This is a genomic window from Mesorhizobium sp. WSM3862, from assembly GCF_002294985.1.
GTDB lineage: Bacteria > Pseudomonadota > Alphaproteobacteria > Rhizobiales > Rhizobiaceae > Mesorhizobium.
This window is the reverse complement of the sequence record NZ_NSGE01000005.1, coordinates 44879-68629: the sequence shown is the minus strand read 5'-3', so window position 1 is coordinate 68629 and position 23751 is coordinate 44879. Positions and strand designations below refer to the sequence as shown.

25 protein-coding genes and 1 tRNA gene are annotated in these 23751 nt (G+C 64.2%); 8 read left to right on the top strand and 18 right to left on the bottom strand.

Annotation, left to right across the window (positions count from 1 at the left end; all coding sequences use genetic code 11):
- Positions 1–105: 105 nt before the first annotated feature.
- Positions 106–1113 carry an iron ABC transporter substrate-binding protein gene (locus CK224_RS15990; protein WP_095782424.1) on the bottom strand — a complete coding sequence of 336 codons (1008 nt, stop codon included), beginning with the start codon at positions 1111–1113 and terminating at the stop codon, positions 106–108.
- 204 nt (positions 1114–1317) lie between these two features.
- On the opposite strand from CK224_RS15990, the gene CK224_RS15985 reads away from it, so the two are divergent.
- The 3 genes from CK224_RS15985 to CK224_RS15975 all read left to right on the top strand — a co-directional run bounded on the left by CK224_RS15985 (position 1318) and on the right by CK224_RS15975 (position 4579).
- Positions 1318–1845, top strand: a complete 528-nt coding sequence (locus CK224_RS15985) for a sigma-70 family RNA polymerase sigma factor (protein WP_095782423.1) — start codon at positions 1318–1320, stop codon at positions 1843–1845.
- A gap of 1 nt (position 1846) precedes the next feature.
- Positions 1847–2485, top strand: a complete 639-nt coding sequence (locus tag CK224_RS15980; protein WP_095782422.1) for an NrsF family protein — start codon at positions 1847–1849, stop codon at positions 2483–2485.
- A gap of 132 nt (positions 2486–2617) precedes the next feature.
- The gene (locus tag CK224_RS15975) at positions 2618–4579 is read left to right on the top strand and encodes a PAS domain S-box protein (protein ID WP_245425962.1); all 1962 of its coding nucleotides are present in this window, start codon (positions 2618–2620) and stop codon (positions 4577–4579) included.
- Between the two features lie 34 nt (positions 4580–4613).
- Here CK224_RS15975 and CK224_RS15970 read toward each other — a convergent pair whose 3' ends face one another.
- From CK224_RS15970 to CK224_RS15940, 7 genes are all read right to left on the bottom strand, one after another.
- Positions 4614–5492: a 3-hydroxybutyryl-CoA dehydrogenase gene (locus tag CK224_RS15970; RefSeq protein ID WP_066990182.1), complete on the bottom strand. Its 879-nt coding sequence runs from the start codon at positions 5490–5492 to the stop codon at positions 4614–4616.
- Between the two features lie 272 nt (positions 5493–5764).
- Positions 5765–6694 (bottom strand): electron transfer flavoprotein subunit alpha/FixB family protein, encoded by a 930-nt coding sequence (locus CK224_RS15965; RefSeq protein WP_095782420.1) that lies wholly within the window; start codon positions 6692–6694, stop codon positions 5765–5767.
- A gap of 24 nt (positions 6695–6718) precedes the next feature.
- Positions 6719–7468, bottom strand: coding sequence for an electron transfer flavoprotein subunit beta/FixA family protein (locus CK224_RS15960; protein ID WP_095782419.1), 750 nt, complete (start codon positions 7466–7468; stop codon positions 6719–6721).
- A 248-nt stretch (positions 7469–7716) separates the two neighbouring features.
- Positions 7717–8526 carry a rhomboid family intramembrane serine protease gene (locus tag CK224_RS15955; protein WP_095782418.1) on the bottom strand — a complete coding sequence of 270 codons (810 nt, stop codon included), beginning with the start codon at positions 8524–8526 and terminating at the stop codon, positions 7717–7719.
- A gap of 25 nt (positions 8527–8551) precedes the next feature.
- A complete protein-coding gene (locus CK224_RS15950) occupies positions 8552–9133 on the bottom strand; it encodes a cob(I)yrinic acid a,c-diamide adenosyltransferase (RefSeq protein WP_095782417.1) in 582 nt (193 codons plus the stop codon).
- An 18-nt stretch (positions 9134–9151) separates the two neighbouring features.
- Positions 9152–9343, bottom strand: coding sequence for a twin transmembrane helix small protein (locus tag CK224_RS15945; protein ID WP_066990167.1), 192 nt, complete (start codon positions 9341–9343; stop codon positions 9152–9154).
- Between the two features lie 25 nt (positions 9344–9368).
- Positions 9369–10235: an SDR family oxidoreductase gene (locus CK224_RS15940; protein WP_095782416.1), complete on the bottom strand. Its 867-nt coding sequence runs from the start codon at positions 10233–10235 to the stop codon at positions 9369–9371.
- A 58-nt stretch (positions 10236–10293) separates the two neighbouring features.
- Between CK224_RS15940 and CK224_RS15935 the strand changes: the two genes are divergently transcribed.
- Positions 10294–11145 (top strand): YihY/virulence factor BrkB family protein, encoded by an 852-nt coding sequence (locus CK224_RS15935; RefSeq protein WP_066990164.1) that lies wholly within the window; start codon positions 10294–10296, stop codon positions 11143–11145.
- On the opposite strand, the gene CK224_RS15930 is transcribed toward CK224_RS15935, so the two are convergent.
- The gene (locus tag CK224_RS15930; RefSeq protein ID WP_095782415.1) at positions 11115–12017 is read right to left on the bottom strand and encodes a DMT family transporter; all 903 of its coding nucleotides are present in this window, start codon (positions 12015–12017) and stop codon (positions 11115–11117) included. The two genes, CK224_RS15935 and CK224_RS15930, sit on opposite strands and share 31 nt — an antisense overlap.
- 160 nt (positions 12018–12177) lie before the next feature.
- Here CK224_RS15930 and CK224_RS15925 point away from each other — a divergent pair, with 160 nt between their 5' ends.
- The gene (locus CK224_RS15925) at positions 12178–12465 is read left to right on the top strand and encodes a hypothetical protein (RefSeq protein WP_066990158.1); all 288 of its coding nucleotides are present in this window, start codon (positions 12178–12180) and stop codon (positions 12463–12465) included.
- Here the strand turns inward: CK224_RS15925 and gluQRS are convergent, their stop codons facing one another.
- On the bottom strand, positions 12466–13341 hold the full coding sequence (gene gluQRS / locus CK224_RS15920) for a tRNA glutamyl-Q(34) synthetase GluQRS (RefSeq protein ID WP_095782777.1): 876 nt from the start codon (positions 13339–13341) through the stop codon (positions 12466–12468).
- Positions 13342–13433: 92 nt separating this feature from the next.
- On the opposite strand from gluQRS, the gene CK224_RS15915 reads away from it, so the two are divergent.
- Positions 13434–14093, top strand: a complete 660-nt coding sequence (locus CK224_RS15915; protein ID WP_095782414.1) for a DNA-3-methyladenine glycosylase — start codon at positions 13434–13436, stop codon at positions 14091–14093.
- Between the two features lie 110 nt (positions 14094–14203).
- On the top strand, positions 14204–14761 hold the full coding sequence (locus tag CK224_RS15910; RefSeq protein ID WP_066990153.1) for an HNH endonuclease: 558 nt from the start codon (positions 14204–14206) through the stop codon (positions 14759–14761).
- Positions 14762–14960: 199 nt separating this feature from the next.
- Here CK224_RS15910 and CK224_RS15905 read toward each other — a convergent pair whose 3' ends face one another.
- Complete coding sequence (locus CK224_RS15905; RefSeq protein ID WP_066990150.1) at positions 14961–15479, bottom strand: disulfide bond formation protein B; 519 nt, start codon at positions 15477–15479, stop codon at positions 14961–14963.
- 127 nt (positions 15480–15606) lie between these two features.
- On the bottom strand, positions 15607–16197 hold the full coding sequence (locus CK224_RS15900; protein ID WP_066990147.1) for a YqaA family protein: 591 nt from the start codon (positions 16195–16197) through the stop codon (positions 15607–15609).
- 264 nt (positions 16198–16461) lie between these two features.
- On the opposite strand from CK224_RS15900, the gene CK224_RS15895 reads away from it, so the two are divergent.
- Positions 16462–16546, top strand: a tRNA-Leu gene (locus CK224_RS15895).
- 97 nt (positions 16547–16643) lie between these two features.
- On the opposite strand, the gene CK224_RS15890 is transcribed toward CK224_RS15895, so the two are convergent.
- From CK224_RS15890 to CK224_RS15865, 6 genes are all read right to left on the bottom strand, one after another.
- Positions 16644–17843: an MFS transporter gene (locus tag CK224_RS15890; protein WP_095782413.1), complete on the bottom strand. Its 1200-nt coding sequence runs from the start codon at positions 17841–17843 to the stop codon at positions 16644–16646.
- Positions 17844–17857: 14 nt separating this feature from the next.
- Positions 17858–19246 (bottom strand): NAD(P)-binding protein, encoded by a 1389-nt coding sequence (locus CK224_RS15885; protein ID WP_066990487.1) that lies wholly within the window; start codon positions 19244–19246, stop codon positions 17858–17860.
- 51 nt (positions 19247–19297) lie between these two features.
- Positions 19298–19618, bottom strand: a complete 321-nt coding sequence (locus CK224_RS15880; RefSeq protein ID WP_066990141.1) for a metalloregulator ArsR/SmtB family transcription factor — start codon at positions 19616–19618, stop codon at positions 19298–19300.
- 173 nt (positions 19619–19791) lie between these two features.
- On the bottom strand, positions 19792–20946 hold the full coding sequence (locus CK224_RS15875) for a YncE family protein (protein WP_095782412.1): 1155 nt from the start codon (positions 20944–20946) through the stop codon (positions 19792–19794).
- A 70-nt stretch (positions 20947–21016) separates the two neighbouring features.
- Positions 21017–22297 carry a GNAT family N-acetyltransferase gene (locus tag CK224_RS15870; RefSeq protein WP_095782411.1) on the bottom strand — a complete coding sequence of 427 codons (1281 nt, stop codon included), beginning with the start codon at positions 22295–22297 and terminating at the stop codon, positions 21017–21019.
- Complete coding sequence (locus CK224_RS15865; protein WP_095782410.1) at positions 22297–23700, bottom strand: lipopolysaccharide biosynthesis protein; 1404 nt, start codon at positions 23698–23700, stop codon at positions 22297–22299. Before CK224_RS15865 ends, CK224_RS15870 begins: the two co-directional genes overlap by 1 nt.
- Positions 23701–23751 lie beyond the last annotated feature (51 nt).

Here is a 23751-nt window from a genome sequence, read left to right as displayed (position 1 = left end):
GCAGATGATCGTCATCGACGAGGCCATCTCCAAAACAAAAGCGCTCCCGCGGAAAGCGAATTCCGGCGGGAGCACGGTCGGTTGTCCTTTTAGGACGAACGCGGACTAAAGCAAGCCGGCTTGCGTCATCAGGTCGATGACCTTCTTCGAGTTCAGGTGCGTCGGATCGATCTTGGGCGCCTGCAGATCGGCCAGCGGCACGAGCTTCGGGTTCGACATGGCATCCTTGCCGACCGCGTATTCATAAGAGGTCCCGGTTTTCAAAACCTCCTGGCCGGCCTTGCCGGTGACCCACTTCAAGAAAGCCTGGGCTTCCTTCGGATGCTTGCTCGAGGCCAGCACGCCGCCGCCAGAGATCGACACGAACGCGCCCGGGTCCTGGTTCTTGAAATAATGCAGGCCGACATTCTTGCTGTTCTCGCCGGTCTTCGCCTGGTCGCCGAAATAGTAGTAGTGGTAGATCACGCCGCCATCGATCTCCCCGGCATTGACCGCCTTCATCACCGTATTGTTGCCCTTGTAGGCGGTGAAGTTCTCCTTCATGGCCTTCAGCCAGTCGGAAGTCGCGGCTTCACCTTTGAGCTCGAGCATCGCGCTGACGATGGCCTGGAAATCGGCGCCGGACGGCGAGGCGGCCCACCGGCCCTTCCAGCTCGGATCGGCAAGGTCGAGCAGCGACTTGGGCAGCTGGCCTTCCTTGAGCTTGTCCTTATTGTAGGCAAAGACGGTGCTGCGCGCGGCGACGCCCACCCATTTGCCGCTCGAAGGCTGGTATTCCTGCGGAACCTGAGCGAGGGTGTCGGCATCCACCGGCGCGAACAGGCCGGCCGCCTCGACCAGCGCCATTGCAGGCGAATTCTCTGTCAGGAACACGTCGGCCGGCGAGGCAGCACCCTCGGCGACGATCTGGTTGGAGAAATCGCTGTCGCCGCCGTTGCGCAGCGTGACCTTGATGCCGGTTTCCTTGGTGAAGCCCTTCGCCCATTCCTTGGCCAGGCTTTCATGCTGGGCGTTGTAGACGATGATGCCTGCATCCTCCGCCATGGCCGGTCCGGCAATCAGGCCGAGCGCCAGCGCGGCGGCGCCGGCAAGAATGGAAAAGGCAGTTTTCATGGGCATCGTCCTCAAATCTGGAGACAGGGGTTCGGGCTCAGGCGCACCTATCAATACCTGATTACGATAGTCAACATTCCGGCCTGCTTCAATCGGTCGCCGTGCCGCAAACTTTCGTGATTTTCCGGTACTTTGGCTTGGACATTATTTCGCCGGACACGTAACAAACCAGGGCCGAGACGCGAACATCGGGGGTAAACTCTTGTGACCGGCAAGGACGAGGCCGAGCTTTCCCGGCTGCTCAGGGCCGCGATCGCGGGAGACGAAAGGGCTTACGCCGACTTTCTTCACCGGATAGCCGCTCTCGTTCGTGGCTTCGTCCGGCGCAAGATCGTCCAGGGCGGGGTCGACCCCGAGGATGTCGTGCAGGAAACCTTGCTGGCCATTCACGTCAAACGGCACACGTGGCGAGAAGACGCGCCGGTGCTGCCATGGGTCTATGCGATCGCCCGCTTCAAGCTGATCGATGCATTCCGCAGGCGCGGCCGTCGCATCGAGGTCGAGATCGCCGAGACGTTCGCCGAGCCGGAAGCGGAGACGGTGAGCGAGCGCGACATAAACCGGGCCCTGGACGGCTTGCCGCCCTCGCAGCGTTCCGTGGTTTCCTCGATCTCGGTCGACGGCCATTCGATCGGCGAAACGGCGGTCAAGCTCGGCATCAGCGAGACGGCGGTGCGCGTGTCGCTGCATCGCGGCCTTGCCGCGATCGCCAAAAGGTTCGGACGACGGTGACATGAGAACCGAGGACCTCATAAAGGCGCTCGACGCCGATGCCCGCAACAAGGCGATGCCGCTTGGCCTCGCCTGGTGGCTCGCCGTCGGCGTGGCGGTTGTGGTCGCGGCGATGGTCTTTTTCATGACCATCGGTCCCCGCCCGGACATCATGCCGGCCATGCATACGATGCGCTTCATGTCGAAGTTCGTCTTCACCTTGGCGCTCACGACCAGCGCATTCGCTCTGATCCGAGCCCTGTCGACGCCCGGTGCGGCGAGCAGGCGAGCGAAACTATGGACGCTCGCCGCGCCCGCGCTCGTCATGATCGCGGTCTTCCTGGAGCTTTTCGTCGTGCCGGAGGCGGACTGGGGCAGGCGGCTCGTGGGTTCCAACATGATGATCTGCATGAGCTTTATCCCGTTGATCGGCATCGGTCCCCTGGCTATCTTCCTCGGCATGCTGCGCTATGGCGCGCCGACGCGGCCGGTGCTGGCCGGCGCGGTCGCGGGCCTGCTCGCGGGCGGCTTGGCGGCGACCTTCTATGCCGCGCATTGCTTCGACGATTCGCCGCTGTTCGTCGCCACCTGGTACACGATCGCGATCGCGTTCCTCACCGCGCTCGGCGCGCTTGGCGGACGGTTTTTCGTCCGCTGGTAGGATTACACACCGATCCTTAATCATGCCGGCAATTGCTTTGCCGGTTAGCGGCGTGGCCGCCGCAGCTTACAACCATTCCTTAAAATCGATCCGCCAGGGTTGTGGCAGTTGCGCATGGGGTGGGATCGCATTGTGGCGTGGTTGAGTTGGAAAGGTCCGCGGGCCGGCAAGCGCGCTGTGCTCGCCTTGATGGCGGCAGGGCTTATCACCCTGATGGCATCGGTCCTGTTGCCGGCGCTGGAGCTCGGTGCGGACGCGCTGAAGTTCTGCCTACAGATATCGGTCGCCGTCACCGCCGTGACGCTCTTTGTCTCGGCGCTGTTCATCCGCAGGATCATCGACGACCGCCGGCAGATTGCCGAGAGCGAGCAGCGCTTTCGCCGCGCGATGGAAGATTCGGCGATCGGCGTCGCCATCGTCGGCCTTGACGGCCGCATCCTTCAGACCAATCCCGCCTTCGCGGTGATGCTCGGCTACAGCCGGGCGGAAATCGAGGCGCTGACCTTCTTCCAGATCACGCATCCCGACGACCTGCAGATCGGCCGTGAGACGATGATCGCGCTGAAAGAGGGAAAGATCGATTCCTTTCATTTCGAGAAGCGCTACCTCAAGAAGGACGGCACTCCGGTCTGGGCGCAGCTTGCGGGCTCGGTCATTCGCGAAGACGAGACCGGCAAGCCGCTCTATCTTGTGTCGCAGATCGAGGACATCGATGCGCGCAAGCAGGCCGAAGCGCGCATCGCCGAAGCCGAGACGCGCTGGAATTTCGCACTGACCAGCGCCGGACAAGGCGTCTGGAGCCTCGACATGCGCAAGGGCGGCACGACTTACTCCGAAACCTGGGTCAGAATGCTGGGCTATGACGATGGCGAGCTGGACGGCGACCCCGACCGCTGGCTGACGATGATCCACCCGGACGACCGCCAAATCGTCGCCGAGGCGGACCGGGCGCATCTTGACGGCGAGACGGCCTTCTTCGAGGCCGAGTTCCGGATGCGCCACAAGGACGGCCATTGGGTCTGGATCCTCGACCGCGGCAAGGCGATCGAACGCGACGGCGAGGGCCGGCTGATCCGGGCGATCGGCAGCTTGACCGATATCACGGAGCGCAAGGAGGCCGAAGAACGGCGCAAGATCTCGGCGGCGATGCTCGCCGACGAAAAGGAGCGGCTCAGGGTGACGCTGCAGTCGATCGGCGACGCGGTGATCTGCACCGATGCCGCGAACCGCGTCACCTTCATGAATCCGGTCGCCGAAAAGCTCACCGGCATTGCCAGCGGCGAGGCGCTTGGCAAGGTGCTCGGCGATGTCTACTGGGCGGTCGACGAGGAAACCGGGCAGAGGATCGGCCTGACACGATCTTCGGCCGCCGACCGCCATCATTGCGATCAGAACGCCCGCGCCGTGCTCATCAGGCGCGACGACACGCGCTGCAGCATCCGCCAAATGGTGTCGCCGATCATGAACGACCGCGACGAGTTCTGCGGGCTCGTCATCGTCTTCCAGGATTTCACCGACGCGCGCGCCCTGCAGCGCCAGCTCGCTTACGCCGCGGCGCATGACGCGCTGACCGGGCTCGCCAACCGCCCAAGCTTCATCCGCACGATGGAGGAGTTGGTCGATCGGTGCCGGTTGAATGGCGGCGAGCATCAGTTCATGTTCGTCGACCTCGACCACTTCAAGGCGGTCAACGACACTGGCGGCCACGCGGCGGGCGATGCGCTGCTGAAGCGCGTCGCCGACGCCATCCGCAACGTGCTCGGGCCGGAAGATATCGTCGCTCGTCTGGGCGGCGACGAGTTCGCGGTCATACTGAAATCGGGCGCGCCGGCGCGAGCGACGGTCGCGGCGCGTTGCATCATCGAAGCCATCCGCAACCTGGGCTTCAGCTGGGACGGCCGTCCGCATTCGATCGCCGCCAGCATCGGGCTTGCGCCGATCCGCGCCTGCTGCGGCGAGGTGGATGAGATCATCGCCCGTGCCGATGCCGCCTGCTATGCCGCCAAGGCGGCCGGCCGCGGCTGCGTTTCGGCAGCACCCGATGAAGTTTCGAAGGACGAGGCGGCACCGCTGCCGCTTGCGGCGGCATCCTGAACGCCGGCTGGGAGAGCGTTCAGTCGCGGGCGGCTCAGCGTGTCGGCACCGGATGATCGCCGCGATAGTCGTAGAAGCCGCGGCCGGTCTTGCGGCCGAGCCAGCCGGCCTCGACATATTTCACCAGCAGCGGGCAGGGGCGATACTTGGAGTCCGACAGGCCCTCATGCAGCACCTGCATGATCGACAGGCAGGTGTCGAGACCGATGAAGTCGGCCAGCTGCAGCGGTCCCATCGGATGGTTGGCGCCGAGCCGCATGGCGGTGTCGATGGCGTCCACCGTGCCGACGCCCTCATAAAGCGTGTAGATCGCCTCGTTGATCATGGGCAACAGGATGCGGTTGACGATGAAGGCCGGGAAATCCTCCGAAACGGTGATCGTCTTGTCGAGCCTGTTTACGAAGGTCTTGGCGGCCTCGAACGTCTGGTCCTCGGTGGCGATGCCGCGCACCAGCTCGACCAGCTTCATCACCGGCACCGGGTTCATGAAATGTATGCCGATGAAGCGCTCAGGCCGGTCGGTCTGCGCGGCGAGCCGGGTGATCGAGATCGAGGAGGTGTTGGTCGCGAGAATCGCCTCCGGATTGAGCTGCGGGCAGAGTTGGGCGTAAATCTTGCGCTTGACCGTCTCATCCTCGGTCGCCGCCTCGATGACGAGGTCGGCGGCGGCGAGATCGGCCATGGCGGACGCCGATGAGATGCGGGCCATCGCCTCGTTGCGCGCCTTCTCCTCAAGCTTTCCCGAACCGACCTGACGGGCCATGTTGCCGCTGATGGTGGCGATGCCCTTCTCGACCCGGTCGGGCGAGATGTCGTGAATCAGGACCTTGTAGCCGGCCAGCGCCGAGACGTGGGCGATACCGCCCCCCATTTGACCTGCGCCGACAATGCCGATCGTCTCGATCTTGCTCATTACCCCAATCCCGTCTGGAGCATTTCCGCTTCTGCGAGACACGGAAGCGCTCCCTTCTCTTTGTTTCCCGCAATTCCGGACGCAAAGTGGCTCGGCACTTTCCTGGAATTGCCCTTTTTGTTTATCGCAATTCCGGAGGGAAAACCGCTACGGACTTTTCCTGGAATTGCGCAAGCCTTTACCGGCCTGCTTTTTGTGCAGTGCAAACTAAAAGGGCGGGGCGACTTCGTCTACCCCACCCTTCCGATTTTAATATGCCAGAGCAGAAAGCGTCAAAGCGCCTTTTGCAGTTCCGGCAGGATGACGAAGAGATCGCCGACGAGACCGTAGTCGGCAACCTGGAAGATCGGCGCTTCCTCGTCCTTGTTGATGGCGACGATGACCTTGGAATCCTTCATGCCGGCAAGATGCTGGATGGCGCCGGAGATGCCGACAGCAATGTAGAGATCGGGGGCGACCACCTTGCCGGTCTGGCCGACCTGCCAGTCGTTGGGCGCATAGCCAGCGTCGACGGCGGCGCGGGATGCGCCGACGGCAGCGCCGAGCTTGTCGGCGACCGGCAGGATGACCTCCTGGAACTTCTCCGAGGAGCCGAGTGCACGGCCACCCGAGATGATGATCTTGGCCGAAGTCAGCTCGGGACGGTCGTTCTCGGAGAGCTTGTTCTCGACGAAGGAGGAGAGGCCGGGATTGGCGGCGGCGTTCACCGTCTCGACCGGGGCCGAGCCGCCCTCGGGCGCCCCTTGGAAGGAGGCGGTGCGCACCGTGATCACCTTCTTGGCGTCGGTCGACTGCACGGTCTGGATGGCGTTGCCGGCATAGATCGGCCGCTTGAAGGTGTCGGGCGAGACCACCTCGATGATCTCGGAGACCTGCGCGACGTCGAGCAGGGCCGCCACGCGCGGCGCGGCGTTCTTGCCCGCTGAGGTCGCGGGGGCGACGATCGCGTCATAGGAGCCGGCGAGCGAGACGACGAGTGCAGCCAGCGGCTCCGCCAGCCGTTCGGAGAGTTCGTCGGCCTCGGCCAGCAGGACTTTGCGAACACCTTTCAGCTTGGCGGCCGCGTCGCTTGCCGCCTTGGCGCCTTTGCCGGCGACCAGCACATCGACATCCGAGCCGATCTGCAGGGCCGCCGCGAGCGCCTTGGCAGTCTGGTCGGAAAGGCTTGCGTTGTCGTGTTCGGCGATGAGGAGAATTGCCATTTTCCTGTTCCTTTCCTGACCGCTTTAGAGCACGCCGGCTTCGTTCTTGAGCTTCTCGACCAGCTCGGCGACGCTCTTGACCTTGACGCCCGCCTTGCGGCCGCCGGGCTCCTCGGTCTTGATCACCTTCAGGCGCGGCTTGACGTCGGCGCCGTAGTCGGCCGGGCTCTTCTCGTCGAGCGGCTTCTTCTTGGCCTTCATGATGTTGGGGAGCGATGCATAGCGCGGCTGGTTCAAGCGAAGGTCGGCGGTCACGATCGCCGGCATTTTCAGCTCAACCGTCTGCAGGCCGCCGTCGACCTCACGCGTTACCTTGGCATGATCGCCGGCGAGCTCGATCCTCGAGGCGAATGTCCCTTGAGCCCAGCCCAGCAACGCCGCCAGCATCTGGCCGGTCTGGTTGCTGTCGTCGTCGATCGCCTGCTTGCCGAGGATGACGAGGCCGGGCTTCTCGGCCTCGACCACGCCCTTCAATACCTTGGCCACACCCAGCGGCTCGGTCTGCTCGTCGGTCTTGACCAGGATGGCGCGATCGGCGCCCATGGCGAGCGCGGTGCGCAGCGTCTCCTGGGCCTGCTGCGGGCCGATCGAGACGACGATGATCTCCTCGGCCTTGCCGGCTTCCTTGATCCGGATCGCTTCCTCGACCGCGATCTCGTCGAACGGGTTCATCGCCATCTTGACGTTGGCAAGCTCGACGCCCAGTCCGTCGGCCTTGACCCGGACCTTGACGTTCGCGTCCACAACCCGCTTCACGGGCACAACGATCTTCATTTTCCTGTCACCTCTCCTGAGATAGTCGGGCGCGCTATAGCAGTGTGCGCCTTGTCAGAGTTGTCGAAAGCCGACATTCCGGGCGGAATTCTGGTCTCCAACGGCCAAGAAGCAGTTCCACCCCGATGTTTCGGTTGAGCATGATCGTTCCGAAAACCGGTTCCCACTTTTCGGGATCATGCTCTGTGGTGGCGTTCCGTAGTGGCGGCAATCCGGCGCGTCAATATGCACGTCGCACTCAAATCGGTTCAGTCTGGCGGCGACGCCGCGCCGCGGCCCCATCGAGGCGCAGTCTGTGCCGGCGCCTCGGGCGCTGGTCCGGGCTCGATCGGGAGAGGGACGTTCTGCACCTTCGGCGTCGGGTCCGGCTCGCCGTCTGCGCCGGCAAGCAGCGGCACGCCGCGGCTGCGCAGCACCAGGACGAGAACGGCGCCGGCAATGATGCCGCCGATGTGGCAGGCCCAGGAAATCTGATCCTCTCCGCCGGCGGCAAACATCACGATCTGGAACAGGATCCAAAGGACGAGCGGGATGAAGGCGGGGATGCGCAGAGGAATGCGCGCAAAGACCAATACCCACACCTTAACCTTCGGATAGAGGATCAGATAGGCCGCAACCACGCCGGCGATGGCGCCGGAAGCGCCGATCAGCGGCACCTGGGAATCCCAGCCGACCAAGCCTTGAAAGAAAGCGCCCGCCGCCGCGCAGGCGAGGTAGAAGATCAGGTAGCGGATATGGCCGAGCGCGTCCTCGACATTGTCGCCGAACACCCACAGGAACAGCATGTTGCCGCCGAGATGGAAGATGTCGGCATGCAGGAAGGAATAGGTGAGATAGCTGAGGCTTTCGGGAATGACGACGAATTCGGGCGACAGCTCCACCTTGTCATGGACGACAGAGGGGATGAAGCCGAGGCCAAGCACTGCGGCATTGGTGAAGCTCTCGCCGCCAAGCGTGGTAGCGAGATAGACCAAGGCATTCGCGGCGATCAGGCCGATCGTCACATATTGCAGGCGGATGTGGCGGAGCCTGTTGGTATCGTAGAGCGGGATGAACATCGGACCCTCCCGCCATACCCGGTTGTCAGCGGTTCTTGCCGGGAACCCATAGCACGTCGGCATTTCCGTTGTCATTGACCGCCCGGGCGGCGACGAACAGGAAGTCGGAGACGCGGTTGATGTATTTCAGCGCTTCGCGGTTGACGTGCTCGGCCGGGTCCTGCGCCAGCGCCACCATGAGGCGTTCGGCGCGCCGTGTTACGGTGCGCGCAAGATGCAGGGCTGCCGCGGCAGGCGTGCCGCCGTTCAGCACGAAGGATTTCAGCGGCTGCAGGTCCTTGTTGAGAGCATCGATGTCCTTTTCGACGCGCCCGGTCTGCGCGGCGACGATGCGCAGCGGCTCGTAGCCGAGCGGTTTGCCGTCGTCCGGGACCGCAAGGTCGGCGCCGAGGTCGAAAAGATCGTTCTGGATGCGGGAGAGCATGGCGTCGAGCGCCGGATGATCGGTTGCGGTGTGGACGCGCGCCATGCCGACGCAGGCATTTGCTTCGTCCACCGTGCCGTAGGCTTCGACGCGCAGATCTGACTTCAGGCGCCGCTCGCCGCTGCCCAGACCGGTAGTGCCGTCGTCGCCGGTACGGGTATAGATCTTGTTGAGCTTGACCACCTTCTCCTCCCCGGCCAGTTACTTGCGGGTGAAGTAGACGGTCAGCATGATCAGCACCAGAGCTATGAACTGCAGCAGTACGCGGGCCTGCATCAGCTTGTTGGAGGTGAAGCCTGAGCCGCCGCGCATCATGTTGACGAGGCCGCGGATCAGCACGACCACGACGGCAGCCATGACGACAATGGCGAGGATGTTGAAGACGGTTGCCATGGTGCTGGCTCCAGTTGGGTTTCGGTCAGGCCCGCCTGGCGAGCACGCGGTAGAGCATCGAGGCCGGCAGGATGCGCTTGAGCGCCACGCCGATTCTGGCCGGCACCGTTACCACATAATGCGGGTGCGGGCGCTGTGACAGAAGCGCGTGGCGCAAGGCGCCATGGACCACCTCAGGTCCGGGCTTCAGACGCGAGACGCTGCCGCCGGCCTTGAGCCGCGCGAGCTGCGCCCGGTAGTCGGCGCGGTGAACGGAGTTCTCGACGTCGATGTTCTTCAAGAACCATACCAGGCCGTTGCTGGCGATCTTCGAGGTCACCGGCCCCGGCTCGATCAACGAGACATGAATGCCGCTGCCTTCGAGCTCCTGGCGCAGGCAAAGCATGAGGCCTTCGACGGCATGTTTCGACGCCGAATAGGCGCCGCGAAAACGGACCGGGGCGAGCCCCAGGATCGAGGAGCAGTGGACGAGGCGACCGTGCCCCTGGCGGCGCATGACCGGCACGACGCGGCGGGTCAGGTCGTGCCAGCCGAAGAAATTGGCTTCGAACTGCTCGCGCAGCGCTTCGACCGGCAGGTCCTCGACGGCACCGGGTTGCGCGTAGGCGCCATTGTTGAACAGCGCGTCGAGCGTGCCGCCCGTGCGCTCCAGCACGGCCTCGGCCAAGGCGGCGATGGACTCGGGCTCGCGATAGTCGAGATAGAAGGCTTCGATGCCCTCCGCCTCGAGCGCGGCGATGTCGGCCGGTGCGCGAGCCGTGGCGAACACGCGCCAGCCTTCCGCCTTCAATGCCCGCGCGCAATAGGCGCCTATGCCGGAGGAGGTGCCGGTGACGATGATGCTGCGCAACTGTTCAGCGGTGGGCAACGTTGTGGGACCTGGGGTTGCCATTTGCCGCAATCCCTTCCCATATTCGCGGCGTCGACACAATCGAGCGGAGCGCGGGTCCTTGCTCAGGAATATCGTCGCGGTCAAGCGCGTGCTCTACGATGCGATCGGCCATTTCACCACCGACGATGGCTGGGCAATGGCCAGCCATCTGGCGATCACCTCGCTGATGGCGCTGTTTCCGTTCCTGATCTTCGCAACGACGCTGGCCAGCTTTCTCGGCGCGCGCGCCTTCGCCGACACGGCCGTGCATCTGGTCTTCGACACCTGGCCGGAGCAGATTGCCAAGCCGATCGCGCGCGAGGTGCAGAATGTGCTCACCGTGCGGCGCAGCGACCTCCTGACCTACGGCGTGCTCTTAGCCGCCTACTTCGCCTCGAACGGCATCGAGGCGCTAAGGACCTCGCTCAACCGCGCCTATCGCGTTACCGAGACGCGCGGCATCATCCACCGCCGGGTGCAGAGCATCGTCTTCGTGCTGATCGCGACGGCCTGCTTTCTCGCCGTCAGCGTGCTTCTGGTGCTCGCGCCCCTGCTCGCGCGGCTGGCCGAGGCGCATCTGGAATGGATCAAGCCCTATATGGGCACGATCACCATATGGCGTTACGTGATCGCCTCGACGGTCATCGTCATCGGCCTGTTCGCGGTGCATATCTGGCTGCCGGCCGGCAAGCGCCGCTTCGTTTCCATCGTTCCGGGCATCGTCTTCACGCTGGTCGCGTGGCTGGCCGGCTCGACCATCTTCGCCACCTATCTCGACCATTTCTCGTCCTATGTGACGACCTATGCGGGGTTGGCCTCGATCATGATCGCGGTGGTGTTCCTCTACATCATCTCGGCCATTTTCATCCTTGGCGGCGAGCTCAATGCCGCGATCAGCCGCTATCTCGAGGCGCGCGCCCGCGTGGGTTGAGCTCTGTCCTGACGGGCGGTCGCGAGCCCGACGCCCAAAGTGGCGATCGCCATGCCGGCGATCTGCAGCAGAGTGAGCTCTTCGCCGAACAGAGCCCACGCGATGACGGCGGTGACGGCGGGCACAAGATAGAACAGCGATGCGACCTTCGACATCTCGCCGTCCCTGATCATCACCATCAACAGGAAGATGGCGCCGAGAGACAGCACCAGGACCAGCCATGCCATGGCAAAGATGAGCTCGCCGTTGACGGTGATGGTGCGCGTCTCGAAGGCGAGCGACCCCAGGAGCGTGACGACCGAGCCGCCGACATACTGCCACATGGTCGCCGAGACGAGGTCGCCGCCGGAGGCGAAGCGCTTTTGCCAGATCGTACCAGCGGCCATGCCGAGCACCGAGACCAGCGAGGCCGTCAGCGTTGCCGCGGTAACGCCGCCGCCAATCATGCCGAGCTTCGGCCACAGCACGATGACGACGCCCAGAAGCCCGACGGCAAGGCCCGCCCAATGGCGCGGCAGGATCGCCTCGCCGAGAAATTTGCCGGCGAGCACCGCCGTGATCAGCGGCTGCAGGCCGACGATCAGCGCCGAAAGCCCGGCCGGCATGCCTCTGTGGATCGCCCAGAAGACGCCGCCCAGATAGACACCGTGCATTAGGACGCCGGCCACCGTCGCATGAAGCGCCTCCTCGCGGGTGGCCCGTCGCGAGCCGATAAGGACAGTCAGTCCCGCAAACAGGATCGCCGCCAGCACGAAGCGGATGGCGAGGAAGGTGAAAGGCTCCGCCCATGGCATGGCATAGCGCGCGCCGATGAAGCCGGTCGCCCACAGAACGACGAAAGAGGCGGGGATGAACCGCTTGATGCTGTGCATTGGAAGGAGGGCTCTGGCTGCGCGTGAAAAGTTAATGTCGGCAATTGCTCTAATGCCGATCAATTCGGCAAGCAAAACGAAACGGTTGATCCATAAGCTCATCCGAATTCAACAAACGGTGCCAAGAGGGGCATGGCGTTAAGGCACGCCATGAGCAGGCATGCTTTTGCATCTCGGGACGACATGGCTGCTGTTCGCGGTCGCCACCGTCGCGGTTTTCGGATTCTTCTTCGGTACCGCGCTCGATGCCATCATGAAGGACGACGGCTTCGGCTCGACCGGCAACACGCTGCTCTTCACGCTGGGCTTCTTCGTCGCGGTGATGATCGCCAATGAGCACGGCATCACCTTCCGGGATATCAAGCTAGCTGTGGCATGGGGATTGAGCGGCGCCTTCGTCTTCATCAGCGTGATGGCGCTGATCAAGGCCGGACTGGCTCGCTTGTAGTTAAAGCCCAACGAGCCGCATGACATCCTGCGGCGAGACGCCTGCCTGCCTGAGTGCGGCAAGACCGGTGTCCTTGAAACTCTTGGACAGCTTCCGCCCGTCCGAGCCGAGGATCAGCCGATGGTGGAAGTAGCGCGGCGCGGGGAGGCCGAGCAGGTCCTGCAACAAGCGCTGCACGCTGGTCGCCGCGTAAAGGTCCTGACCACGCACGACATGGCTGACGCCCTGCAGCGCGTCGTCGACGACGACTGCGAGATGGTAGCTGGTCGGGATATCGCGGCGCGCCACGACGACGTCGCCCCAGGCCTGCGGCGATGCGTCGACCGTTTGCGTCGCGGCCATGGCCTCGTCGGTGAACTCGACCCATGACAAGGCGCCCGGCATGCGCGCCATGGCTGCCTCGATGTCGAGCCGCCAGGCAAAAGGCGTGTTCTCGGCAATGCGCCGCCTGCGCTCCTTAGACGGAAGTGCCTTGTCGAGCGGCGGATAAAGCGGCACGCCGTCGGGGTCGCGCGGCCAATCGCGGCCGCGTTTCTCGGTCTCGGCAATGAAGGCGCGGATCTCGCCGCGGCTCATGAAGGCGGGATAGACGAGTTCCTCGGCGATCAGCCGGTCGAGCACGGCCCTGTATTCGGAAAAGTGTTCGGACTGGCGCCGCACGGGCTCTTCCCATTCGAACCCCAGCCATTCCAGGTCGCGGAATATGCCGGCCTCGAATTCCGGCGTGCAGCGGATGACATCGATGTCCTCGATGCGCAGCAACAGCCGTCCTCCCGCCCGCGCCGCCATTTGCCGGTTCAGCAGGGCCGAATAGGCATGGCCGGGATGCAACTCGCCATTGGGGCTCGGCGCGAAGCGGAATGTCGGGAGCGTCATGTCTCGGACGGCATTCGGGTTGAAAGGCGCTTCCGCCGGTTGATAGTTAGCCATCAATTGCCACTTCATGAGCGCCCTGGGAACAAGCAAACGTGCAACGCATCGCCTCGCTCGACGACATTGCGGCAGGACTCGACGCGCTCTGCCAGTTCGATCCACGGCTGGAGAAGGTACGCGGCATGGCCGGCGAGGTGCCGCTGAGGCTCTCCGAGCCCGGATTCGGCAGCCTCGCGTCGATCATCGTCTCGCAGCAGGTATCCCGCGCCAGCGCCGATGCCATTTTCGGCCGGCTGATCAGGCTGGTCGATCCGCTGACGCCGGAAGGCATCCTTTGCGCCGGCGAGGATATTTTCCGCGAGGCCGGCCTGTCGCGGCCGAAGCAGCGCGGGCTGATCGCCATCGCGCAAGCCGTGGCCGGCGGGCTTGACCTCCACCATCTCTGCTCGCTCGATGCCGACGAGGCGATCGCGGCGATGACGGCGGTGCCGGGCATCGGACCGTGGACGGCGGAGTGCTACCTGCTGTTCGCCGCCGGCCACCCCGATGTGTTTCCCGCGCGCGACGTCGCGCTGCAGACGGCGGTCGGCCATGCCCTGGGCATCGACCCTCGTCCGCCGGAGAAAACTCTGATTCGACTGGCCGAATCATGGAGCCCGTGGCGAGGGGTCGCGTCGCGGCTTTTCTGGGCCTACTATCGGGAATTGAAGGGCAGGGACGCGGCGCCACCTGTCGAGATGGCCGAAAAAGCATGAAAATCATGCGTTTTTGAACGTTTCGCCGAACGACAATCCGCTTCACATCCCTGTCATGTCGGGCTTACAGTATCCGTGGCGTTCGGTTTGGAACGAAGGAGGCCAACTACGTGACGGTTGCCGTATCTCCGGATGGGCTTCCCGCGCTGGTGCTGAATGCGGATTACCGTCCGCTCAGCTATTACCCCCTGTCGCTCTGGTCGTGGCAGGACGCCATCAAGGCTGTCTTCCTCGACCGGGTCAATATCGTCGCCGAATACGAACACGCCGTCTCCTCGCCGACCTTCTCGATGAAGCTGCCGAGCGTGGTGAGTCTGAAGGCCTATGTGAGGCCGTCGCGGCATCCCGCCTTCACCCGCTTCAACGTCTTTCTGCGCGACCGCTTCCAGTGCCAGTATTGCGGCACGACCGACGATCTCACCTTCGACCATGTCATCCCGCGCCATCGCGGCGGGGCGACGACCTGGGAGAACGTCGTGGCCGCCTGCTCGCCCTGCAATCTCAGGAAAGGCGGCATGATGCCGGCGCAGGCCAAGATGTGGCCGCTGCAAAAACCCTATCAGCCGACCGTGCACGATCTGCACAATAACGGCCGCCTGTTCCCGCCCAACCATCTGCATGAAAGCTGGATGGATTATCTCTACTGGGATGTCGAATTGGAGCCGTAGAGTTCGGCACAATCGACCGGCCATGCAACGACAAATTGCCGATCTTCGGCGTTGCCCTCATCCGGCTGGCGCCACCTTCTCTCCGTTTAGTTACGGGGAGAAGGAATTGTGCGCCGCGACGTCGCCCATTCTGCACGTCGATCATTGGCGAAGCCATTGATGACGGCCTCTTTTCTCCCCGTCACTACGGCTGTGTAGCTCAGTCGCGCGCGAGCGCGCAGCGTAAGGCGACGGCGGCCAGGATGAGGCTAGCGATGGCGTTCCAGCCGGCGAGCGACAGGCCGAGAATGCGAAGCGCGGCCTTGTCGCAGGAGGGCGGCACGAACTTGTCCAGCGCATCGAGCACGCCCTTGCCGCCGGTGTCGACCGGACCGGCGCTGGCCGTGCAGTCGGCGGGGCCAGGCCACCACGCCCACTCGACGCCCGAGTGGTAGACGCCGAGATAGAGGCCATAGAGCATCAACAGGCCACCGATCGCCAGCAGGCCGCGCGTCAACCAGGCCGGCGCGCGCAGCATTGAGGCAGCGGCCGCGACCAGCATCAGCGGCGCGCCGATATAATAGGGCGTGCGCTGCTCCAGGCACAGATGGCAGGGAATGTAGCCGCCGATATACTGGAAGGCGAGCGCCGAGCCGACCGTCGCCGCCATGGCGACGGCCAGGAACAGCGCGGCACGCGTCCGCTGGCGTCCAGTGTCGGCGGTCATGGTCGCTGTCATCGGTCGTGATCCGTTCGCTTGGCACCTAAAGCGCGTCGCGCAGAAATGAATTCAGGCGCCGCGCTTGAGTCTTGTTTCGATGCATGTCGTTCTCCCAAAACCGCTGCGCACTTTTGGCCGACATGCATTATCCGTGGGCGTATCTGACCGCGATATAGAGCAAAATAAGGGCAGCGGCGCCGGCGCTGACGATCATGCCCAGCCGTTTCTCGATGAACTCCCTGATCGACTCGCCGTAGCGGCGCAGCAGCCAGGCAAGCAGCAGAAAACGGGCGCCGCGCGCAACGATCGCCAGCCCGATGAACAGCAGGAGGTTGACGCCGATGACGCCCGACAGGATCGTCACGACCTTGATCGGCGGCAAATGCGCCGCGCCCGAGGTGATCAGCATCAGGACGATGAAGCCGACGCCGGATGAGGTCCGCAACTGCTCGAACTCGTCATACTTGCCGTAGAATTCCAGAATCGGCTTGGCGACCGCCTCGTAGGCGTAGTGGCCGATGAACCAGCCGGCGACGCCGCCGAGCACCGAGGCCACCGTTGCTACCAGCGCGTAGCGATAGGCGCGCTCCGGCTTGGACAGCGCCATCGGCAGATAGAGCACGTCGGCCGGCACCAGAAAGACCGAGCTTTCCACGAAGGCGATGAAGGCCAGCCACCATTCGGCCGATTTCCTTGCCGCCAGGGACATCGTCCAGTCGTAAAGTCCGCGAAGCATCGGCTCTCCTGAAAAGCGCGCAGTGGTTTTGGACACCGGGTGGCAGGAAGACAAGGTCCCAAAGCGCCGCATCCACCCTTTGGGATCCGAGGCGCTTCAACGCATCCCCTGTCTAGAAAGATTTTCCGCGCCGCACAATGGCGGCACCTTCACGAGACTGAAAGGCATGGCCGGGTGCAGCCAGCATTGGCAAATCGCAACAGGCCAGTTGACGAAAGCCCGTCCGCCCGTATAGTCCGCGCCCATCCAGGCCGCCCGGCCTGAGCCCCTATGGCGGAATAGGTAGACGCGCTCGACTCAAAATCGAGTTCCGCAAGGAGTGCTGGTTCGATCCCGGCTAGGGGCACCAATTGGTCTCTTTGATCTTCAACCAGGCAGTTGCCGAAGTGACGGAGCTTCATGGGCTGGCCAACCGCTTCACAGGGCTACCGGCCGGTTACAAAGCATCACTGCGCCTGTACCTCTAAGGTTCGACGACGGAAGATCAGCCAGCCAAGGCTACACGCCAGTCCGACGTTCAGCAGCGCCAAGCCAGCGAGAGCTGCTAGAGTGCCGTGAGCGCCCACATGCTCCAACAATAGCGCTCCGACAGACGGCGCTGCTGCTTGAGCGATCAAGCTGGGCATGGCAAGTCGCCCCATCAGTCTCGCGTATCCCGACGGACCGAACAGAGCGAGCGGCAGCGTGCCTCGCGCTATCGTTTCGAGGCCGATGCCTGCACCGTAGAACGCCAGCGCCACAGGCACCACCGGAACCCCGACGCAGAGCGCACCAATGCCGATGGCGACGAAGCTCACCGACGCGAACTTGGTCCAGATGGGATGATGGTAGCGGGCGATGATCATCTCGACGGCACGCGCCGACACCTGAGCGGGGCCGACCAGTGCTCCGAGCCCAACGGCAGCGGCGAGCGCCATGCCGCTGGCCTGCAAGATGGTGAGGAGATGAACTGACACCGTCGACGAAATGACCGCCGCCAAGGTCAGCGTGGCAGCCAGGACGACCATGATCGGAACTGCGGCCGGCTGAACTGGGGTGCCAACCTGCTCCTTTCCAGGCCGATCTGTGACGCACGGCAGCGGCGCCCGACGCGGCAACATTCCGAGATAGAGAGGCAGGGCGAAGAACAACTGCACCGAAGCATAGACGAGGCATGTGCCGCGCCAGCCCGTCTCGCCCATCAGGAAGGCCGAGATCGGCCAACAGAACGTGCTGGCGAAGCCGCCGAACAGCGAAAGGGTTGTGATGGCCGAGCGCGCGCTATGTCCGTAGAGCCGGCCGAGGGTCGCGAAAGCGGCATCGTACAAGCCCGCCCCCATTCCAAGCCCAACAACGAGCCATGCTGCGATGTAGGCGGCAAGGTTCGGCGAGGCAGCGAGCCCGATCTGGCCGATGCCGATGCAGCCGGCGCTGAACGCAAGAACGTTCCGGCCGCCGTGGCGCTCAATGGACGAGCCGACGCGAGGTGAGATCAGCCCGGCGACGAGCAGGCCAAGCGACAATCCACCCAGGACCCAAGGCAGCGGCCAGCCGGTGTCGGCGGCGACCTTTGGTGCAATCACCGCCGGCAGGTAATAGGTGGACCCCCAGGCCATGATTTGGGTCAGGCCGAGGACGGTGATGATCGTTCGGCGACTGCGTTCCATCGGGCGTGATGCGATTAGGCTGCCACCCCGCACCCGCAGCCACCCTTGCCAGCGGCCTTCGCTTCAGCATCGGCGAGACAACAGGCGTCAGCCTCGGAAGAAGCGGGACCACCACAGCATCCGCCAGCGGTCGCGCGTATGGTCGACTGGGGAACCGTGCAGACGCCGGTTTCGGGTAGCACCAGTTGCACCGCATCCGCAGCCGCCATGTCGTCAGCGAGGGCTGCCGCGACCGACCGCACCTGTTCATACCCGGTCAGCAGCAAGAAGGTCGGGGCGCGGCCGTAGCTCTTGATGCCGACAGTGTAGAAGTCGGGCTCGGGGTGGCTCAGTTCGCGATGGCCGTGCGGGGGGACGTCGCCGCAGGAGTGCTCGTTGGGGTCGATCAGAGGCCCCAGCGCCTTTACGCCCTCAAGCCAGGGGTCGAGATCAAGCCTAAGCTCGCGCGTAAGGGACAGATCGGGCCGCTGGCCAGTCGCTGCGATGATGCGGTCGAAAGGCCCGAGCATTTGTAGGCCATCCTTCGTCTGACCTTCGACTGCCAGGCGGCCGTTTGAGCTGCGGATGGCCAGCGTTGCGAACCCAGTGACGAGCTTTGTGCGCCCGCTCTCCGCAAGTTCGCGAACGTCAGAACCAAGCTCGCCACGGGCAGGCAGTTGATCCAAGTCTCCACCGCTGTAAATGCGAACCAGATCGGTCCCGCGTGTCGCCCAGACAAAAGCGGTTCCCGGCTCAACCGCAGCCAGCCTATCGAGATCGAGCAGGGCATTGGCGGCCGAATGACCCGAACCGACAACAAGCGTGGCGCGGCCGGCATAAAGGGTGCGGTCGCGGCCGAGAATGTCGGGAATGCCATAGGCAATCTTGTCTGCGAACTCCGCTTCGCCCTCCGCCGGGACACCACCGGCCCCAAGTGGATTTGGCGTCTGCCACGTGCCTGAGGCGTCAATGACGGCTCGTGCACTGTCGCGCCTGATGCCTTCCCCGGTTTCGACCACCAGCATGAACGGTCGCGCCTTTCGATCTTTGCTCAAGACCTTGTCTGCGCCCCAGCGCGAAACAGCAATCACGCGTGCACTGGTTTCGATGGACGAGGAGAGTTCAGGGAGCCTTGCTAGCGGCTCGAGGTAGCGGGCAATCAATTCATCAGCGGTGGGGAACGCCTCGGGCTTGGGCATCGTCCAGCCGCTCTCCTCAAGACGCTTTCGGGCCGCCTGATCAACACAGTAGCGCCAAGGCGTGAACACCCGGACATGGCCCCAGTCCTTGAGATTTGTGGCGATGCCAGCGCCGGCCTCATAGACCTTCACCGGGAGCCCCCTTTGGATGAGCTGGACGGCAGCCGCCAAGCCGACCGGGCCGGCTCCGATGACGGCGACAGGGAGGGCGTCAGGGTCATTCATCGACATTTTTCCATCCTTCCGGGATCATCGAAATACGATGCAAAAAAGAGGCTATGCCGCCGCGTCGCTCTCCGTCGCGCCGCAAGCTGCGTCAGCACAGCACTCGTCAGCCAGGAAGCCGATCAAGTCGCGCATGATAGGATAGTTGGCCCGGCAGATGAGGGTCGTCGCCTGACGCTCCTGCGTCACGAGGCCGGTCAGAATGAGGCGATGCAGGTGATGGGACAGCGTCGAGGCCGCGATGCCAAGGGTGTCCTGCAAGTATCCCACCGGCCGGCCAGCTTCGCCGGCTCTGACCAGTGTGCGATAGAGCTTGAGCCGTGTCGGGTTGCCGATGGCTTCGAGCTGTTTTGCGGCTTGTTCGAGTTTCATGGAAATAGACTGCACCCTCCGCCGCTGCCGGTCAACTCTATTTCGACAATGATCGAAATATGGTCAGACGAGTTCCAAGTGCATCGGCAGGGAGCCGTCGCGGAAGGGCAGCGGACATGGTGCCAAGGCTCCATTGGGATTGAGGTCGTCAGCATTTGCAGGTCACCGACACCCTACCGCATATTCCCCGTATGCCCCTGCGAGTAGCGCCCCGGCTGCGGCCACACCGTCAGGCCGTGCGGCTCGACGCCGACGCGGATCTTCGTCACGGCGCCCGACGTCGTGTCGATCATATAGACCTCGCTGTCGAAGCGGCCGGAGAGCCAGAGCTGCTTGCCGTCGGCGCTGACATTGCCCATGTCGGGGCTGCCGCCGCCGGGGATCGGCCATTGGGCGACGACCGAGCGCGTCGCGAAGTCGATCACCGTCACGCTGCCCGGCCCGTCGGCGCGGCCTTGCTCCATTTTGTGCGAGCCGCGATTCGACACATAGAGCCGCTTGCCGTCGCGGCTGACGACGAAGCCATGCGCGCCAATGCCCGTCGGAATGAAGCCGATCTCCTTGAAGCTGTCGCCTTCGATCAGAAAGACGCCGTCATTCATCATATCGGCGACGTAGAAGACCTTGCCGTCGGGCGAGAGCCTTATGTCCTGCGGCATGCCCATCTTCGACAGGTCGAGATGGCCGAGCACCTTGCGGTTCTTCAGGTCGATCTTGGCCAGTCCGCCGTCGCCATATTCGCAGGTGAAGATCGCATAGGAATTGTCGGCCGCGAAATCGGCATGGTTGATGCCGGGGCAGGCCGGCGTCGGGATGACGGCTTGCAGCGCCATGGTCCGCGGATCGCGCAGATCGAGCCGCCTCAGGGCCTCGTCGACGATGATGGCGGCGCTGCCGTCCGGCATGAAGTACATGTTGTAGGGGTCGTCGACCGGCACCTGCTTGCCGGGCTTTCCGGTCGTCGGGTCGATCGGCGTCAGGCTGCCGTTCTTGCCGGTGCCGTTATTGGCCACCCAAAGCGTCTTCAGGTCCCAGGAAGGAACGACGTGCTGCGGCTTGCTGCCGACCGGAAACCTGTCGACCTCCTTCAGCGTCGCCGGGTCGATGACGGAAACGCTGTTCGAGGAACGGTTGGGCACATAAACGCGCGGCAACGCAGCTGCCGCGGCTGGAGCCATATGGCCGGCGGTGGTGTGGCTGTAGATGTCGACGGGCGCGGGCTCGGAGCAATCCTCGGGGCAGGACTCGGCGAAGGCTCGCGCCGGGAGCATGGCGAGCAGGACAAGCGGCGCACTGAGGCGGGCGAAGCGCAGGAAGGTTTCGAACATCTGGATTGCTTTGTGAAGAAGGCATGGCGGCTCGGCCGCCGGATGCCATAGCCGGTATGCGGCCTTTCAGCTAGCGCCTTTTCAAGAGGCTCCGCATGCGATTGCGCAGGAGCCGCGCCATGTTGCGGGTCTCGCGGTAGAGATGGAGCTGCGAGGCCGCCTGGCGGGCCGGCCGGTCGGCGTCGGGCGTCAGGCCGACCACCAGCGTGCCCATCGGCTTGCGCTCCGTCCACAGGCGACTCATCACCGGATGGTCGGGCACCGCGCAGGAATCGGTCATGGCGACATTAGGATCATCGAGATGCTGCTTGGTCACCTCGATCATCAGCAGTGTGCCCGGCGAATAGGCCGAGAGCGTCTCGTCATAAGCCGTCTTCCAGGTGTAGGCGACGCCCGCTTCGACGAAGACGACGAGAGAAGCGATCGTACGGCCCTCGAGCGTCAGTGTGTGGATGCGGCACATGTCGTGCTCGGCGAGCCTGTGCACCGCCTCGCGGGCGAAGGCGGCGCGGTAGCGGTCGATCGCCATGGCCGTGCGCTCGCGGCCCTTCCAGCCGGCCGCCTCCAGTGTCAGGAAGCTTTCGATGGCGTGGCGGATCTCGTCCGGTCCGCGCGCCACCACATGGTCCAGCTTGCCAAGGCCGGCGAGGCGCCGCTTCAGCCGGCGGAATTCACGATAGTGATGCGGGCGCAGCGAGGCCTTGAGGTAGTCGTCGCCATCGGCATCGCTTTCCAGCACGGGGCGCTCGGCCTTGCCGGTGACGACCAGGGTCAGGCCGCGGCTGTCGGCAAAGGAGGTGAGCAGGCTCGCCACCGGGCCGTCCAGCTTGATGTCGGGGAGCACGAAGACCTTCGGCAATTTGAGATGCGGCCTGGACAGCATCGAGAAGAAATCCTCGATGACGCCGACCGGATCATCACGATCGACCAGCGGCGTGCCGAGCGGGCCGAACGGGCTCGACCATGTGCGCATGACCGGCACGCCGAGCGGAATTGCGGGGCGCTCAACCGAGAACGGCACAAGGAGCCGCAGCCGGTTGCGGAACTCGTCGCCGTCGCGGATCACGGCCAGCCGCACTTCGCGGTCCTCGAGCCTCGGCATGGCCGGCGCCAGGAAGCGCGGGTTGAAGAAGACGTTGGGCTCGATCGTGCGAGCGCTAAGATAGTCGAGCTCCTCGACCAGGTCGAAGCCGGCCGAGGCGGGATAGATCGCGAGCTTGCGCTCCGGCCGGTTGTTGGCGAAGAGCTCGATATGGGCGGGATCGGCCTCCCTGACGAGGCCGGCAAGGCCCGACACCATGGCGCCGGCGGGGCCGCCGCTGGTCTCTTCAAGCAGCGGAATGGCGGCCATCAGGCGACTTCCTTATTTGCGGGCACGAAGATCGCCATGACGATGCCGAGCTTGCGCCAGACGGTGAAGGACAGCGCGCCGGCCTCGAAGACCATGGCGAGGCTGGTGGCGATCGCCGCGCCCCAGAGGCCGAAGAGCGGGATCAGAACCACATTGAGAGCGATATTCAGCGCGAGCGTCATGGCATAGACGGCGGCGCAGATGTTCTGGTTGCCGCTCATGGTGAGCAAGCTTTCGCAGGGGCCGACGGCGCCGCGCGCGACGACGCCGAAGACCAGCAGGAAAAGCAGCGGATAGCCGGCGGTGAATTCAGGGCCGAACAGCACCAGCATCGGCTCGCCGAGCGCCAGCACCAGCAGCGCCATCGCAAGCGAGGGCCAGAAGGTCCAGGAGACGGTCTCGCGGGCGAAGGCGGCGAGCCTTTCCGGCTCGCCATGGGTGAATTGCGCATAGCGCTGGGCAACGCCCGCCTTGACGGCGAAATAGACGAAATGCACCAGAGCCAGCGTTTTCACGGTGGCGAAATAGACGGCGACGTCATTGGGCTCGAGATAGGCGCCAACCATCAGCACGTCGGCATTGGTGAGCAGGAAGAAAAAACTCTCGACCAGGAAGATCGGCAGCGAGACCAGGAACCACCGGCCGAAATGCACGGTCATCGGCCCGGCCGGGATCTGCTTGTCCATGCGCGAGGTGACGCCCATCAGCTGGCCGAGCGTCGTGGCATAGGTGGCGGCGATCGAGGCGAAGATCGCGGTCTTGGCATCCGGCACGTAGTGCATGGCGAGCATAAGCGCCATGAACACCAGGATCAGCACCGGCCGCACCAGATAGGTCGGCGACAGCGCGAACAGCGCCCATGAGTTCGCCCGCGCCAGTCCCTGCAGGAGGTCGCCCATCGCGATCATCGGCAGGCAGATGACACCGAGGATGAAGGGAATGACGTAGTAGTTCTCGATCCAGGGCGAGGCGAGCCAGACGCCGAGCGCGCCCAGCCCCGCGATCACCGTCGAGGCGACCAGCACGAACAGCCGGCTCGCCAGCACGATGCCGCGCAGCTCGGCGAGCATGCCGCGCTCGCGATATTCGGGAATGAAACGGATGACCGAGGTGTGGAAGCCGAGGCAGGCGAGGTTGCCGACGATGACCATCGTCACCCAGACCAGCACGAAGATGCCGTATTCGAACGAGCCCATCCAGCGTGCCATCAGCACCTGGCTGACGAAGGCGATGACCGCGCTGACGATGCGGATGGTGAATGCGATCAGCGACATGCGGCCGGCTTCGCCGCGTTCGTCGGCGCTGAACAGCACGGCGTCGATGCGGCCAAGCAGCGGCCGCATGCGCAGCGCCCAGCGCTGCGGCAAGAACCGCCCGGCAGTCGTCGCCGCGGAAAAGCGCACCCCGAGTACTCTCCGTTTTCCGCCTGTTTCCAAGGTTTCGGTGTATGCGAA